General features: G+C 70.9%; 17 protein-coding genes. 11 read left to right on the top strand and 6 right to left on the bottom strand.

Going from position 1 to position 14,809, the window contains the following annotated elements; genetic code table 11:
• Positions 1–3: 3 nt before the first annotated feature.
• Together ACFY3C_RS40330 and ACFY3C_RS40325 are read right to left on the bottom strand one after the other, a co-directional pair.
• Complete coding sequence (locus tag ACFY3C_RS40330) at positions 4–1,689, bottom strand: bifunctional 3'-5' exonuclease/DNA polymerase (protein ID WP_390774377.1); 1,686 nt, start codon at positions 1,687–1,689, stop codon at positions 4–6.
• Positions 1,690–1,784: 95 nt separating this feature from the next.
• A complete protein-coding gene (locus ACFY3C_RS40325) occupies positions 1,785–2,555 on the bottom strand; it encodes a Clp protease N-terminal domain-containing protein (protein ID WP_390774376.1) in 771 nt (256 codons plus the stop codon).
• Positions 2,556–2,701: 146 nt separating this feature from the next.
• Between ACFY3C_RS40325 and ACFY3C_RS40320 the strand changes: the two genes are divergently transcribed.
• Positions 2,702–3,808: a DUF2786 domain-containing protein gene (locus ACFY3C_RS40320; RefSeq protein ID WP_390774375.1), complete on the top strand. Its 1,107-nt coding sequence runs from the start codon at positions 2,702–2,704 to the stop codon at positions 3,806–3,808.
• Between the two features lie 3 nt (positions 3,809–3,811).
• Here ACFY3C_RS40320 and ACFY3C_RS40315 read toward each other — a convergent pair whose 3' ends face one another.
• A complete protein-coding gene (locus tag ACFY3C_RS40315) occupies positions 3,812–4,327 on the bottom strand; it encodes a DUF4232 domain-containing protein (protein WP_390774374.1) in 516 nt (171 codons plus the stop codon).
• Between the two features lie 102 nt (positions 4,328–4,429).
• Positions 4,430–4,918, bottom strand: a complete 489-nt coding sequence (locus tag ACFY3C_RS40310; protein WP_390774373.1) for a hypothetical protein — start codon at positions 4,916–4,918, stop codon at positions 4,430–4,432.
• 402 nt (positions 4,919–5,320) lie between these two features.
• On the opposite strand from ACFY3C_RS40310, the gene ACFY3C_RS40305 reads away from it, so the two are divergent.
• The 4 genes from ACFY3C_RS40305 to ACFY3C_RS40290 all read left to right on the top strand — a co-directional run bounded on the left by ACFY3C_RS40305 (position 5,321) and on the right by ACFY3C_RS40290 (position 6,955).
• Positions 5,321–5,692, top strand: a complete 372-nt coding sequence (locus ACFY3C_RS40305) for a VOC family protein (RefSeq protein ID WP_390774372.1) — start codon at positions 5,321–5,323, stop codon at positions 5,690–5,692.
• 11 nt (positions 5,693–5,703) lie between these two features.
• Positions 5,704–6,057, top strand: a complete 354-nt coding sequence (locus ACFY3C_RS40300) for an ArsR/SmtB family transcription factor (protein ID WP_390774371.1) — start codon at positions 5,704–5,706, stop codon at positions 6,055–6,057.
• A complete protein-coding gene (locus tag ACFY3C_RS40295) occupies positions 6,054–6,524 on the top strand; it encodes an SRPBCC domain-containing protein (protein WP_390774370.1) in 471 nt (156 codons plus the stop codon). The genes ACFY3C_RS40300 and ACFY3C_RS40295 overlap by 4 nt, the downstream gene beginning before the upstream one ends.
• Before the next feature lie 197 nt (positions 6,525–6,721).
• Positions 6,722–6,955: a DUF397 domain-containing protein gene (locus ACFY3C_RS40290; RefSeq protein WP_386579628.1), complete on the top strand. Its 234-nt coding sequence runs from the start codon at positions 6,722–6,724 to the stop codon at positions 6,953–6,955.
• Positions 6,956–7,064: 109 nt separating this feature from the next.
• Here the strand turns inward: ACFY3C_RS40290 and ACFY3C_RS40285 are convergent, their stop codons facing one another.
• Positions 7,065–7,538: an ATP-binding protein gene (locus tag ACFY3C_RS40285; RefSeq protein ID WP_386579504.1), complete on the bottom strand. Its 474-nt coding sequence runs from the start codon at positions 7,536–7,538 to the stop codon at positions 7,065–7,067.
• Between the two features lie 354 nt (positions 7,539–7,892).
• Between ACFY3C_RS40285 and ACFY3C_RS40280 the strand changes: the two genes are divergently transcribed.
• The 6 genes from ACFY3C_RS40280 to ACFY3C_RS40255 all read left to right on the top strand — a co-directional run bounded on the left by ACFY3C_RS40280 (position 7,893) and on the right by ACFY3C_RS40255 (position 13,399).
• On the top strand, positions 7,893–8,717 hold the full coding sequence (locus ACFY3C_RS40280; protein ID WP_386579630.1) for a helix-turn-helix domain-containing protein: 825 nt from the start codon (positions 7,893–7,895) through the stop codon (positions 8,715–8,717).
• Between the two features lie 92 nt (positions 8,718–8,809).
• Positions 8,810–10,270: an aldehyde dehydrogenase family protein gene (locus ACFY3C_RS40275; protein ID WP_390774369.1), complete on the top strand. Its 1,461-nt coding sequence runs from the start codon at positions 8,810–8,812 to the stop codon at positions 10,268–10,270.
• A 123-nt stretch (positions 10,271–10,393) separates the two neighbouring features.
• Entirely contained in the window at positions 10,394–10,933 is a 540-nt protein-coding gene (locus ACFY3C_RS40270) for a DinB family protein (protein ID WP_390774368.1), read from the top strand.
• Positions 10,934–10,957: 24 nt separating this feature from the next.
• Positions 10,958–11,599: a PadR family transcriptional regulator gene (locus tag ACFY3C_RS40265; protein WP_390774367.1), complete on the top strand. Its 642-nt coding sequence runs from the start codon at positions 10,958–10,960 to the stop codon at positions 11,597–11,599.
• Positions 11,600–11,672: 73 nt separating this feature from the next.
• Complete coding sequence (locus ACFY3C_RS40260; RefSeq protein WP_386579511.1) at positions 11,673–12,623, top strand: ATP-binding cassette domain-containing protein; 951 nt, start codon at positions 11,673–11,675, stop codon at positions 12,621–12,623.
• Positions 12,623–13,399, top strand: a complete 777-nt coding sequence (locus ACFY3C_RS40255) for an ABC transporter permease (protein ID WP_386579513.1) — start codon at positions 12,623–12,625, stop codon at positions 13,397–13,399. The genes ACFY3C_RS40260 and ACFY3C_RS40255 overlap by 1 nt, the downstream gene beginning before the upstream one ends.
• Here ACFY3C_RS40255 and ACFY3C_RS40250 read toward each other — a convergent pair.
• Positions 13,396–14,802, bottom strand: coding sequence for a glutamate decarboxylase (locus tag ACFY3C_RS40250; RefSeq protein ID WP_390774366.1), 1,407 nt, complete (start codon positions 14,800–14,802; stop codon positions 13,396–13,398). The genes ACFY3C_RS40255 and ACFY3C_RS40250 overlap by 4 nt on opposite strands.
• Between the last annotated feature and the right edge of the window lie 7 nt (positions 14,803–14,809).

The raw sequence follows: 14,809 nt of genomic DNA, 5'->3' as shown, positions 1-14,809 counted from the left end.
CCCTCACTTGGCGTCGGCGTAGCACTCCACCACCGCCGTCGTGAACGGGAAGCGCACCGGGGTCTCGCCGAAGGTCAGCCGTCCGGCGAGTTCGGCCGCGTCCCGGATGGCCTGGGCGACGGTGTCGGCCTCCTCGGCGGGGCAGTGCACGATCACCTCGTCGTGCTGGAAGAACACCAGCTCGGCCGCCAGGTCCGCGCAGGACCGGCGCAGCGCGGCGAGCAGCAGCAGGGCCCAGTCGGCGGCGCTGCCCTGCACCACGAAGTTGCGCGCGAAGCGGCCCCGCGCGCGGGAGTCGGTGGACGCGTATCCGGGGACCCATGGCTGCCCGTCGGGGGTGTCCTCGCCGATGGGGATGCCCGCCTCCTCCTCCGCGTCCTCGCCCTGCCGGGCGGCGGGCGGACAGGTCCGGCCCAGCCAGGTGCGCACGAGCCGGCCCTCCTCACCGGCCCGCGCGGCTTCGTCGACGTAGGCCACCGCCTTGGGAAACCGGCGGCGCAGCGCGGCGAGGTTCTTCAGGCCGTCGCCCGAGGTCTGGCCGTAGACCGCGCCGAGCACGGCGAGCTTGGCCTGGTCCCGGTCGCCGGAGAAGGCGCGGTCGGAGACGGACTGGTAGAGGTCGCTCTCGCGGCCGGCCACCTCCATCAGGCCGGGGTCGCGGGAGATCGCCGCCAGCACGCGCGGCTCCATCTGGTCGGCGTCGGCCACGACCAGCCGCCAGCCGGGGTCGGCGACCACGGCCCGCCGGATCACCTTGGGGATCTGCAGCGCGCCCCCGCCGTTGGTCACCCAGCGCCCGGTGACCGTGCCGCCGGCGAGGAACTCGGGCCGGAAGCGGCCGTCGCGGACCCAGTCCTGCAGCCAGGACCAGCCGTGCGCGACCCAGATGCGGTACAGCTTCTTGTACTCCAGCAGCGGTTTCACCGCAGGGTGGTCGAGGGATTCGATCTCCCAGCGGCGGGTGGACTTCACCTTGATCCCGGCCTGGGCGAAGGCCTTGACGACGTCGGCGGGCAGGTCGGGCCGGACCCGGCGGCCGAAGGCGGTGGACACCTCGTCGGCCAGCTCGGCCAGTCGGCGCGGCTCGCCACCGCCCGCGTACCGCTCGCCCAGCAGGTCATGCAGCAGCTCGCGGTGGACCCCGGCGCTCCAGGGGAGGCCGGCGTGGTTCATCTCGGCGGCCACCAGCATCCCGGCCGACTCGGCGGCGGTCAGCAGCCGCATCCGGTCGGGGTGGGCGGTCTTCCCGTGCCGCCGCTGCTGGTCGGCGTAGACCGCGAGGAGGTCCGCCAGCGGCAGCCGGGTGCCGCTCGGCTCGAACAGCGGGGACTGGGCGCCCGGTTCGGCCGGGCGCAGCGGCGGGTCGGGCGGTACGGGGCCGCCGCGGAGGCGGGCCAGGGCGGCGGCGGCCGAGCGCGGCTCGCCGTACCGGCCCTCGTGGCCCAGCAGAAGTGTCTCGGCGTCCTCGATGTCGTAGCACCGCTCCACTCGCACCCCCGTGGCGAGCAGACGCGGATAGACCTCGGGGGTCGACCGCCACACCCAGCGCGTCACCTCCGGGCGGCTCCGCACCGCCCCGGCGAGATCGCTCTCCCGCCGCACCGGACCGGCGGGCAGCCCGTCCGGGCCGAGGGGGGCGACGTCCACGCCACCGTCCTCGGCCGGTGCGAGAGCCCACCGGTCGGTCATGACCGCGAGTGTGGCAGGCGGCACTGACAATGGGCTTGACCTGCGGATTCGCGTCTCGGGGCCGGATGCTCCCGGACCGCTGTTCCGGCCCCTTCTCAGTCCGCCGGTCCGTCGCTCGCGGCCTCCTGCGCGTCCGAGGCGGCCTTCTTCTGCTCCAGGAGCAGCGCCAGCACCTTGCCGACGTACTCCTCGGTCCCGGCCTTGGTGATGCCGAGCCCGCTGAGGACGCCCGCGCCGTTCTCGTGCTCCAGCAGGGCCAGCAGAAGGTGCTCGGTGCCGATGTAGTTGTGGCCGAGCCGGAGGGCCTCGCGGAAGGTGAGTTCCAGGACCTTCTTGGCCTCCGGGCCGTAGGGGACGAGGTCGGGGACCTCCTCGGCGGCCGGCGGGAGCGCGGCGGTCGCGGCCTGGCGTACGGAGTCCAGCAGGACGCCCTGCGCGGTGACCGCCTTCGCGGCCAGGCCCTCCGGCTCGACCAGCAGCCCGAGGACCAGGTGCTCGGGGCGGCCCTCGGTGTTGCGCGCGGCCAGCGCCTCGTTGTGCGCGGCCATGACCACGTTCCGCGCGCGGAGGGTGTAGCGGCTGAAGCCCTGGCTGGGGTCGAGGTCGGCGGACTCCTTCGGCACGAACCGCTTCTGCGCCGCCTGCCGGGTCACGCCCATGCTCTTGCCGATGTCGGTCCAGGAGGCCCCCGAGCGGCGGGCCTGATCGACGAAGTGACCGATCAGATGGTCGGCCACGTCACCGAGGTGATCGGCGGCGATCACCGCGTCCTGGAGCTGGTCGAGGGGTTCGGGGTGGACCTTCTTGATCGCCTCGATGAGGTCGTCGAGGCGCACGGATGCCGTGATGTTCGGGTTGGTCGCCATGTGTCAACCGTAGGTTGCCACCCCGGTACTGTCAACCAGTAGTTGACAGTGTGCAGGCCACTCCTGCGGCGGCCGCGTGCGGAAGCTGTCCACAGGGTGTGGACGGCCCCGGCCCGTTGTCCGCGGCCCATGGCACGATCGACACCGTGACCAGCACCTCCAGCACCGTCGAGCGGGCCTTCCGGGCCGCCCTGTACGACGACACCGACGCCGGACTCGACACGGGCGCCTCCCTGCTCGCCGCCGACCCCGCGGCCGACGCCGAACTCGTGCGGCGGGGCGAGGAGTTCGTCGCCACGGCCTGGCAGCGCGGCTGGCAGCCCGCCGACGTCGTACGGCTCGTACGGCGCGAGCTGGACGACGGCCACGTCCGCCTGGCCGCGGGGCTGATCCGGGCGCAGGCCGGGCGGGACCGCCCGCGCGGGCACCGCTGGGCAGCCCAGCTGGAGGCGCTGCCGCAGGACCCCGCGCGCGACGGCGACCGTTTCTCGCACGCCACCGCGGTCCTCCAGCTGTACCGCCTGCTGCTGCGGCTGCCCGCCCTGGAGCCCCTCGAAGAGCCCCGCCGCGAGCACGGGCCCGCCGCGTCCCGCATGCTCACCCGGATCCGCGCCCTGCTCGCCAAGGCCGAGGCGACCGGGTATCCGGAGGAGGCCGAGGCGCTGAGCGCCAAGGCGCAGGAGCTGATGGCCCGGCACAGCGTCGACGAGGCGCTGCTCGCCGCCGCTGCCCCCGCGCCGGACGCGCCCGGTGCCTGCCGCATCGGCGTCGAGCCGCCCTACGAGCAGGCCAAGGCGATGCTGCTGGACGCGGTCGCCACCGCCAACCACTGCCGCGCGGTGTGGAACGAACCGCTGGGCTTCTCCACGGTCGTCGGCTTCGAGGCGGACCTGGAGGCGGTCGAGCTGCTCCACACCTCGCTGCTGGTGCAGGCCACGCACGCGATGACCAAGGCGGAGGCCGCCCAGCGAGCCGGTGGCCGCAAGCGCACCAAGACCTTCCGGCAGTCCTTCCTCGCGGCCTACGCCCACCGCGTCGGCGACCGTCTCGCGGCCGTGGCCGAGACCCAGGTGACCCAGGACCTGCTGCCCGTCCTCGCCACCCGCGAGGTGGCCGTCACCGACCGGCTGGAGCGCATGTTCCCCGAGACCACCACGACCCGGCTGCGCGGCGTGACCGACGCGGCCGGCTGGACGGAGGGCGCGCGAGCGGCGGACGAGGCCCAGGTGAGGGCTCGCCCCAGGCTGCCGTGAGGGTCAGTCCCCGACCTGCTGGAAGGCGCTGACGGAGGCGTCCGGGGTGCCCTGGGTGCCCTTGGAGGCGACGGGCCCGTACGTCCACGGGAAGCTCCGGGTGGTGGTGGAGCCGGGCAGGGCGATCTTCACGGTCTTCGCCTCCACGCTGCTCTTGTCGCCCGCCTTGCCGCGCACGTAGGAGATGGTGAAGCTCGTCGAGTCGCCCTTGGCGAGCTTCAGCTTCTGGGCCTTCGCCCCCTGCTGCACGGGCACGTCGACCTCGGCCTTGCCCGTGTTCAGCAGGGCGCCCGGGAACTTGTCCAGGACGCAGGGCGCGCTCTGGTTGGTGATGCTGACGGGCACCTCGCCCGTGTCACCGGCGACCGGGGCCACGCTCGCCGACCCGATCTGCACGGAGACTCTGCCGATCTCGCAGGCGGAGCTGCTCTTCCCGTTCTTGCCGCCACCGCCGTCATTGCAGGCGGTCAGCACAAGGGCGGCGGCGAGGGCGGTGACGGTGAGCGGAATGGCGCGCATGAGCGGGTCCCATCGAGGTCGTGACGGTCTCCCCGCATCATGGCCCCTGCGCCCCGGACGCGATCACGCGCCCCGGGCGAATTCACCGCTTCAGGGGCCCCGTCACTGCTTCACGGGTGTCGTCGGCAGCCCGGACGGCAGCTTGCCGCCCTCGGCCTTGGTGTAGGTCTCCTGGCCGAGCTTGCCCGACCAGGTCACCTTCATCGCGTCCTTGCTCACCGAGTCGACCATGCCGGTGACCCGGTCCTTTCCGCCGCCGGTGCAGGTCAGATGGATCATCTGCATGCCCGCCTCGGTGCCCGCGGCACCGCTGCACACGGTCCCGCCGGTCACGAACAGCCCGGCCTGCTTCCCGGTGATCACCAGGGCCACGACGGCGCCCTTGCTGGTGGTGATCCAGCTGCCCTGGAGCTTGCCGGAGGAGCCGGTCACGGCGCCCGTACCCGTGGACGTCGGGGTCGCGCTCGGGGTGGGCGAGGCGTCGTCCTTGGAGCCGCCCCCGCCGCCCCCGCTGCACCCGGTCAGCGCGAGCGCGCCCACCAGTCCCGCGGCCGCGGCCGCGGTCCGCACCCTTGCAGTCGCCGTAGTCACGTCAAGCTCCCCAAGCTCTGGCGGGCCGGCCGCCCCGGGGCCGTCGGCCCGTCGCGGTCGACACCCCCCGGACCGGAGGGACCGCAGCAAGCTACCAGCCGTTACCAGGAGGACTTCCGGACGCCGGGCAGGAATCCGTTGTGAGCGTCTCTGATCAGCTAAGCGATCCCACGTGAACCGTTGGGTCCGGACCTCCTCCGCCAAGGTCGCTGCCTTGTCATCCAGAGCGGGGTCAGACACCGCTGCTAGTGGTCGTTCTTGGCGTGCAGTCGCTCGGAGACGCGGTGAAGCCGGTACTGCGCGGCCGGGCTGAGCGGGTGCGGGCTCCAGCAGGTGAGCGGTGATAGGTAGGCAATCTCCTACGGTTGACGCGTAGGAGATTGCCTACCTATGCTTCTGGCCATGACCATCACGCATGCCTCATTCGTCACGCTTCCCGTCGCCGACCAGGACCGCGCCCTGCGCTTCTACCGGGACGTCCTCGGCTTCGAGGTCACCGCCGACCTCCAGATGCCGCCGGGGCGCTGGCTCCAGGTCGCGCCGAAGGGCGCGCAGACCGTCTGCACGCTCTCCGGGCCCGGCATGGGGGATTTCGAGCCCGGTTCGGCCCGGGGGATCATGTTGGTGACGACCGATGTCGACGCCGACTGCGCACGGCTCGCCGAGGCGGGCACCGAGGTGCAGGGCCCCGACGAGTACCCCTGGGGACGGATGGCCTCCTTCCGTGACCCGGACGGCAACGGTCTGATGCTGCTCACGGAGGCTCACCAGTAGGAAGGTCGGCAATGACCGCAGCCGGAACCCGGGAGGCCGCCGAGGACCGCGTCTTCGCGGCGCTCGCCAACGCCAGCCGCAGGGAAGTGCTCCGGCTGCTGCGCGAGCGCGGGCCGCAGCCCGTGCAGGCCCTGGCCGACCACTTCGACATGCGCCGCCCGAGCCTCTCGGAACACCTCAGGGTGCTCCGGGAGGCCGGCCTCGTCTCCGAGCAGCGCTCCGGTCGGCAGCGCATCTACCGCCTGGAGGCGGCCCCGCTCGCCGAGGTGCAGGACTGGCTCCACCCGTACGAGCGGTTCTGGCGGGACCAGCTGAAGGGCCTCGGCGCTCTGCTCGACCGCATGCCGGACGATGACCGCCCATGAACTCCGCACCCGGCGACGCCGACGACCTCACCACGATCCGCGTCGACCAGTTCTTCCCGCACCCGCCCGCAAAGGTCTGGCGCGCCCTGACCGAGCCCGACCTGCTGGCCCGCTGGCAGATGCCCGGCGCCGAGGACTTCCGGCTCGAGGTCGGTCACCGGTACCGGATGACCTCGGTCCCGCGGCCCAACGCCCGCTTCTCCGGTGTCGTGGAAGTGCGGGTACTGGCCTACGACACCGAGCGGATGCTGTCCCTCCGGTGGGTGGACGCGGATCCGGCCAATCCCGCGGACTGGACCATTACCTGGACCCTGGAACAGGAAGGGCGCGGAACGCGTCTCTTCCTAGTGCACGAGGGATTCGATCCGGACGACCCGGCGCAGATGATGACTCGGAAGATCATGGGCGGGGGCTGGCGGGGGCATGTGCTGCCGTCTCTGGGGCAGACGCTGGAACGATTTCGGTAAAGCGGACGCCAAAGCTGTAATCGCGGGAACACCCCCTGTGCACGTGCATCTGCTCATGCATCTGCACGTGAACGGGGATATGATCCGGGTCAGTTGACTACAGCATCCATGGCCACACCAGCCAGTGCACCACCGGGGAGCGACCTGTGGACCGCGACGTTGACGGCGTGTACGGGGGGTACGACGTGTACAACGGCATGGCTTACAACGGCATGGCTGCCACGCAGCTGGACGGCGTGGCCTGGCAGAAGAGCAGGCACAGCAACTCGCAGGGCTCCTGCGTGGAGTTCGCGCGGCTGCCCGGAGGCGAGGTGGCCGTACGCAACTCGCGCTTCCCGGACGGGCCCGCGCTCGTCTACACGCGCGCGGAGATCGAGGCCATGCTCCTCGGCGTCAAGGACGGCGAGTTCGACCATCTGATAGCCGGCTGAAACGACTCACCGGCCCGGTCGGCCGGGGTGGTCGGGACAGCCGGTGACGGTCGGGCGAAGTTCGGGTGTACGCGCGTAGAAACGCGGCGTCGGTCGACGCCGCGTTTCTTCAGTCGGCCGTTCGGAGCCGGAACAGCGCCCAGACGACCTTGCCGTCGATGCTGCCCGCGAGCGGGTGCCAACCCCAGCTGTCGGCGAAGGAGTCGACCAGGAACAGTCCGCGGCCCGACTCGGCCGAGAAGTCGTCCGAGTCGCGCGGGACGGGCGTCTCGTGGCTGGGGTCGCGCACCGCGCACACCAGCCGCTCGGTCCAGCGCATCAGGTGCAGCCGTACCGAGGGCTCGTGCTCGGAGCATGCTGCGTCGGCCGGCAGCGCATGGCGCAGGGCGTTGGTGACGAGTTCGGAGACGACGAGACATATGTCGTCGAAGCGGTCGCCCACGTCCCACTGGTCCAGCGTGCCGCGGGCGAAGCGGCGGGCCTCGCGCACCGCTTCGTAGCGGGCGGGCAGGGCGCAGGAGGCGGCATCGGACACGGCCGCGGGATCCAGCGGCGGAAGGCCCTGCCGTAACGGCTTGAGCATGGTCGATCCATTCGTTCCCATGCGAGGCACTCCCGGGAATTCGCGGTCGTTGCGATGCAGCGGTGGCGCTGCACCATGGTTTCGGATGGGAAGGGCAGATGCAAGGGCAGATGCACGTGCACGCGACCGAATTGAACCTGCCCGTACCGCTTCTTGGCCATTTTTTCCGCCAACTTGGATCGCGAGTCTGTCAAAGGTCCTGACCTCTTCCTGTGGAAAACGGCTGACCTCTTTCCGTTTCCGTAACCGGACGAGTACTGCTCGAAGTGTTTTAGTGGCAGACTTCGGCCCCAAAGACGGTTGGGGAGGCTGGCGAACGTGAGCGCGGGAGAGCCCGGATCGGTGGTGCGGCGCATGCTGCTCGGCTCGCAACTCAGGCGACTGCGTGAAGCGCGGGGGATCACGCGTGAGGCAGCGGGGTACTCGATCCGTGCGTCCGAGTCGAAGATCAGCCGGATGGAGCTGGGCCGGGTGAGCTTCAAGACCAGGGACGTGGAAGACCTGTTGACGCTGTACGGCATCACCGACGAGGCGGAGCGCGAGTCGCTGCTCTCCCTCGCCCGGGAGGCCAATGTCGCGGGCTGGTGGCACAGTTACACCGACGTGCTGCCCAGCTGGTTCCCCACCTATGTGGGTCTGGAGGGTGCCGCCTCCCTGGTCCGGGTGTACGAGGTGCAGTTCGTGCACGGCCTGCTGCAGACCGAGGAGTACGCCCGCGCGGTGGTCCGGCGCGGGATGAAGGGCGCGAGCGCGGCCGACGTGGAGCGGCGGGTGGCGCTGCGCCTGGAGCGGCAGAAGCACCTGCTCGACGACAACGCCCCCGAGTTCCACATCGTCCTGGACGAGGCGGCCCTGCGCCGTCCCTACGGCGACCGCGACGTGATGCGCGGCCAGCTCCAGCATCTGATCGAGATCTCCCAGCGGCCCAACGTACGGCTGCAGATCATGCCGTTCGGCTTCGGCGGGCACTCCGGTGAGAGCGGCGCCTTCACCATCCTCAGCTTCCCCGAGTCGGACCTGTCCGACGTGGTGTACGTGGAGCAGCTGACCAGCGCCCTCTACCTGGACAAGCGGGAGGACGTCGCCCAGTACGAGCAGGCGCTGAAGGAGCTGCAGCAGGACAGCCCGGGGCCGGACGAGAGCCGGGACCTGTTGCGAGGTCTGCTTCAACTGTCTTGAGAGGTCACGTTCAACTCTCTTGAATCACAAGTACGATGACGGATGATCAGACCGTGACGAGGATCTGGCATCGCTAGTGATTGAGGGATCACATGTCGTCCTACTTCAGCGAGCTGGCCCAGCAGTACATCGACGGTGAATGGCGCCCGGGCACCGGTTCCTGGGACGTCATAGACTTCAACCCCTACGACGACGAGAAGCTGGCCTCCATCACGGTGGCCACCGTCGACGAGGTCGACCAGGCCTACAAGAGCGCCGCTCGTGCCCAGAAGCAGTGGGCCGCGACCAACCCGTACACCCGCCGCGCGGTCTTCGAGCGGGCCCTCAGGCTGATAGAGGACCGCGAGCAGGAGATAGCCGACCTGATCATCGCGGAACTCGGCGGCACGCGCGTGAAGGCGGGCTTCGAGCTGCACCTCGCCAAGGAGTTCCTGCGCGAGTCGGTCCACCTGGCGCTGCGCCCCGAGGGGAAGATCCTGCCCTCGCCGACCGACGGCAAGGAGAACCGCGTCTACCGGGTGCCGGTCGGTGTGGTGGGCGTGATCAGCCCGTTCAACTTCCCGTTCCTGCTGTCGATCAAGTCGGTGGCCCCGGCCCTCGCCCTCGGCAACGGTGTGGTGCTCAAGCCGCACCAGAACACCCCGATCGCCGGAGGCACCCTGGTCGCGAAGATCTTCGAGGAGGCCGGGCTGCCCGGCGGCCTGCTCAACGTCGTCGTCACCGACATCGCCGAGATCGGCGACGCCTTCATCGAGCACCCGATCCCCAAGGTCATCTCCTTCACCGGCTCGGACAAGGTCGGCCGGCACGTCGCCACCGTCTGCGCCTCGCACTTCAAGCGCTCGGTGCTCGAACTGGGCGGCAACAGCGCGCTGGTGGTCCTGGACGACGCCGACATCGACTACGCGGTCGACGCGGCGGTCTTCAGCCGCTACGTCCACCAGGGCCAGGTCTGCATGGCCGCGAACCGGGTGCTCGTGGACCGCTCGATCGCGGACGAGTTCACCGAGAAGTTCGTCGCCAAGGTCAGGACGCTCAAGGTCGGCGACCCGCGCGACCCGCAGACCGTCATCGGCCCGGTGATCAACTCCGCGCAGGCCAACGCCGTTTCGGGCACCGTCGAGCAGGCACTCGCCGAGGGCGCCACCGCCCTGGTGCACGGCACCACCACCGGCAACCTGGTCGAGCCCAGCGTGCTCACCGACGTCCCCGCCGACTCCGCCCTGCTCCAGCAGGAGGTCTTCGGTCCGGTCGTCTTCCTCGTCCCCTTCGACGGCGAGGAGGAGGCGGTCCGGATCGTCAACGACACCCCGTACGGCCTCAGCGGCGCCGTCCACACCGGTGACATCGAGCGCGGTGTGGCGTTCGCCAAGCAGATCGACACGGGCATGTTCCACGTGAACGACGGCACCGTGCACGACGAGCCGCTCGTGCCCTTCGGCGGCGAGAAGCACTCCGGCCTCGGCCGCCTGAACGGCGAGACGACCCTGGAGGCCTTCACCACCATCAAGTGGATCTCGGTGCAGCACGGCCGCAGTGGCTTCCCGTTCTAGGCCTTCACCGGGATCCCCTCCAGATCTCCTTCGCATCGCGGGCCCTTGCGGACAGAACCTGACCGCAAGGGCCCGTAGCTTCGTCGGTGTCAGGGAAACGGACCCGAAGAAAGGCGGTCGGTCATGGTCACTCACGTGGCGGCGGAGATGCAGGGCGACGAGCGCGGGGCGCTGCTGGCGTTCATCGAGGAACAGCGCGGCGGGATCCGCCGGGCGCTGCTCGGACTGACCGAGGAGCAGGCCCGCTCCTGCCCCAGCGCCAGCGAACTGTCGCTCGGCGGACTGCTCAAGCATGTCGCCGAGGTCGAGCAGGGCTGGGTGGCCCGCGCCAAGCAGGAGCCGCCGGCGATCCACCGCGACGAGTCGAACTGGCACGAGTGCTTCCGGCTGGCCGACGACGAGACGGTCGCCTCGCAGCTCGCGTACTGGGAGCAGGTCGCCGCCGAGACGGAGAAGTTCATCCGCTCCGCGCCCAGCCTGGACGACAGCTTCCCGCTGCCGCCCGACCCGTGGTTCCCGCCGGAGGGCCGCGTCTCCCTGCGCTGGCTGTGTCTGCACCTGATCCGCGAGACGGCCCGGCACGCCGGCCACGCCGACATCATCCGCGAGTCCCTGGACGGGAAAACCGCGTTCGAGCTGGTGGCCCTGGAGCAGGCGGGCTAGCTCCACGGCAATAACCTGGACCGCATGTCAGCGATCCGTCTTCTCGTGCTGGGCGCGGTGCGCCAGCACGGGCGGGCCCATGGCTACCAGGTGCGCAACGACCTGGAGTACTGGGGCGCGCACGAGTGGTCCAACGCCAAGCCGGGCTCGATCTACCACGCCCTGAAGCAGATGGAGAAGCAGGGGCTGCTGCACGCGCACGAGATCGCGCCCTCCACGGCCGGGGGGCCGCCGCGCACCGAGTACGAGATCACGGACCGGGGCGAGGAGGAGTTCTTCCGGCTGCTGCGGGAGTCCCTGGTCGCCTACGACCAGAAGATGGACATCCAGTCGGCGGCCATCGGCCTCCTGGTCGAGCTGGCGCGGGCCGAGGCGCTGGACCTGCTCCGGGAGCGGATCCGGCGCATCGGGGAGTGGCGGGCCGCCGTCACCGAGCACTACATCCCCGAGGACGGCCCCGAACAGCTCGGCCACATCGGCGAGATCATGAACCTCTGGGTCCACAGGGCCGACTCCGACGAGGCCTGGACCCGGGGGCTGATCGCCCGCCTGGAGGCAGGCGCCTACACGTTCGCCGGCGAGGGCGAGCGCTTCGTGGGCGTGCTCACCGAGGGCCAGGAGAACCCGTACGCGACGGGGGAGCGGCATCCGGAGGACGACCGCTAATCAAGTTTGACCAATGAGCGAGGTCGCGTTACTTTCGAGAAGTAGTCAAGTTTGACTAGCGAGGGAGTGGCACGTGGCCGACACGGCGATCACCGTCGAGGACGCACGCAAGACCTACGGCACCAGAAACGCCCTGGACGGGCTCGATCTGCACGTCACCCGCGGCACCGTGCACGCGGTGCTCGGCCCCAACGGGGCGGGCAAGACCACTCTGGTGCGGATCCTGTCCACCCTGCTCAGGCCGGACGGCGGCCGCATCGAGGTCGCCGGGCACGACGTCCGCACCGAGGCCCGCGCGCTGCGGCGGCGCATCGGCCTGCTGGGCCAGTACGCGGCCCTGGACGAGCAGCTGGACGGCCGGCAGAACCTGGAGATGTTCGCCCGCCTGCACCACCTCGGCGCCCGCCGCGCGCGCGTGCGCGCCGCCGAACTCCTGGACCGCTTCGACCTCGGTGACACCGGCCGCACCCCGGTGGCCCGCTACAGCGGCGGCATGCGCCGCCGCCTCGACCTCGCCGCCTCCCTGATCACCGATCCCGAGGTGCTGTTCCTGGACGAGCCGACGACCGGCCTCGACCCGCGCGGCCGCGCCGAGGTCTGGGCCGCCGTCCGCTCCCTGGTCGGCGGCGGCACGACCGTCCTGCTCACCACCCAGTACCTGGAGGAGGCCGACCAACTGGCCCACCGCATCGCCTTCGTCGACCACGGCAGGGTCGTCGCCGACGGCACCCCCGACGAGCTGAAGACCCTCACCGGCGGCGACCGCATCGACGTCGTGCTGCGCGACGCGGGCCTGCTCGGCGCGGCCGTCGCCCTGCTGCCCGTCACCGGCGTCCGGGTGGACACCGACCGCAGGCTGCTCAGCGCACCGGTCACCGACCGCATGAGCGCGCTGTCCGGGGTCGTGCGCGCCCTGGAGGCGGCGGGCATCGAGGCGGCGGACGTCGCCCTGCGCAGGCCCGCGCTGGACGAGGTGTTCCTGTACCTGACCGGTGACGGGAACCGAGTGAAGGAGGCCGCGTGATGGCGGTGTCCCCTTCCGTCCAGTATGTCCTGACCGACTCCTGGACCATGACCCGGCGCGAACTCGCCCACTGGGCACGGCAGCCCGGGCAGGTGCTGGTCGCCCTGGTCTTCCCGGTGATGCTGCTGCTGATGTTCGGCTACCTGATCGGCGGCGGCCGGGGCGTCACCGGCGACTACGTCGACTACCTGGTGCCCGGCATGCTCGCGCTCACCATGGCCTTCGGCCTGGAGGGCACGATGCTCAACGTCACCCAGGACCTCAACAAGGGCGTCATCGACCGCTTCCGCTCCCTGCCCATGACCAACGGGGCGGTCCTGGTGGGCCGTTCGGCGGCCGACATGCTCCAGTCGGCGGTCGTGCTCGCCCTGATGACGGCGGTGGCGTACGCGCTCGGCTGGCGGGCCCACGGCGGCCCCGGAGCCTTCCTGGGCGCCATGGGCCTGCTCCTGCTGCTCCGCTTCGCGATGCTGTGGGTCGGCATCCACCTCGCCCTGGTCGCCGGCCGGCCCGAGATGGTCCAGGCCGTGCAGATCCTCGTCTGGCCGGTCGGCTTCCTCTCCAACGCCCTCGCCACACCGGACGCCATGCCCGACTGGCTGGGCACGGCCGTCCAGTGGAATCCCCTGTCCCAGTCGGCGACGGCGGTACGGGACCTGCTCGGCGGCCAGGGCGGCGATCCGGGCCACGTGGGGGCGGCCGTGGCCTGGCCGCTGGGCCTGCTGGCCGTGTTCTTCCCGCTGGCGGTACGGAAGTTCGCGCGCCTGGGCCGCTAGTGGTGGAAGCCGGTGGCCGCCTCCTTGTCCTGGGTCAGCGGATGCGGCTGCCGGCGCAGTTCCGGCACCAGGCGGTTCAGGTCCTCCACGAACAGGTCGGCGAGGTCGTGGGAGAAGCCGTTGCGGCACACGATCCGGATCACGGAGAGATCCTCCCGGTTGGGCGGGAAGGTGTACGCGGGCACCAGCCAGCCGCCCTCGCGCAGCCGCCGGGCGACGTCGAACACGTCGTACGCCTTCACCCCCGGAGCGGTGGTGAAGGCGAACACCGGCAGCTCGTCGCCGCGTGTGAGCAGCCGGAAGTCGTCCAGCGCCTCGATCCTGCCGGCGACGTGGCGCGCCACGTCCCGTGTCGACTGCTGCACCGCCCGGTAGCCCTCCCGGCCCAGCCGCAGGAACGTGTAGTACTGCGCGACCACCTGGGCGCCGGGCCGGGAGAAGTTGAGCGCGAAGGTCGGCATGTCGCCGCCCAGGTAGTTCACCCGGAAGACCAGCTCCTCGGGCAGCGCCTCCTTGTCCCGCCACAGGGCCCAGCCGACGCCCGGGTAGACCAGGCCGTACTTGTGGCCCGAGGTGTTGATCGAGGCCACGCGCGGGAGGCGGAAGTCCCACACCAGGTCCTCGTCCAGGAAGGGCGCCACCATGGCCCCGGACGCGCCGTCCACGTGCACCGGGATGTCGAGACCGGTGCGCTCCTGGAGGTCGTCCAGGGCTGCGCACAGGTCCGCGATCGGCTCGTAGGAGCCGTCGAAGGTGGAGCCGAGGATGCCGACGACCCCGATGGTGTTCTCGTCGCACAACCCGGCCGCCGCCTGCGGATCCAGGTGGTACCGCTCGCCCTCCATCGGGACCAGCCGGGGCTCCACCTCCCAGAAGTTGCAGAACTTGTCCCAGCAGACCTGGACGTTGACGCCCATGACCAGGTTCGGGCGCGCCGCCGGGTAGCGGTCGGCGTTGCGCGTCGCCCAGCGCCGCTTCAGCGCCATCCCGGCGAGCATGCACGCCTCGCTGGATCCCGTGGTCGAACAGCCCACGGCGGCCGACGGATCCGGCGCGTTCCACAGGTCGGCGAGCATCGCCACGCAGCGCCGCTCCAGCTCGGCCGTGCGCGGGTACTCGTCCTTGTCGATCATGTTCTTGTCCCGGCACTCCGCCATCAGCGCCCCGGCCTGCGGTTCCATCCAGGTGGTGACGAACGTGGCCAGGTTCAGCCGGGAGTTGCCGTCCAGCATCAGCTCGTCGTGCACGATCTGCGCCGCCGTGGTGGGGGGCAGGGGCGCGTCGGGGAGCCGGTGCTTGGGCGGGGCCTCGGTCATTTCGACAACCGGGTTCGCCTCCCCGAAGAACGGGTTGACCGACATCGGCCGCTCGTCCTGCTTCTCGGGACCTTTGTGCAGGGCCATGTACGTG

Source organism: Streptomyces sp. NPDC001410 (assembly GCF_042895235.1).
In the GTDB taxonomy this organism is placed as follows: domain Bacteria; phylum Actinomycetota; class Actinomycetes; order Streptomycetales; family Streptomycetaceae; genus Streptomyces.
The sequence above is the reverse complement of the archived record's forward strand: the minus strand, read 5'-3'. Positions and strand labels throughout refer to the sequence as shown.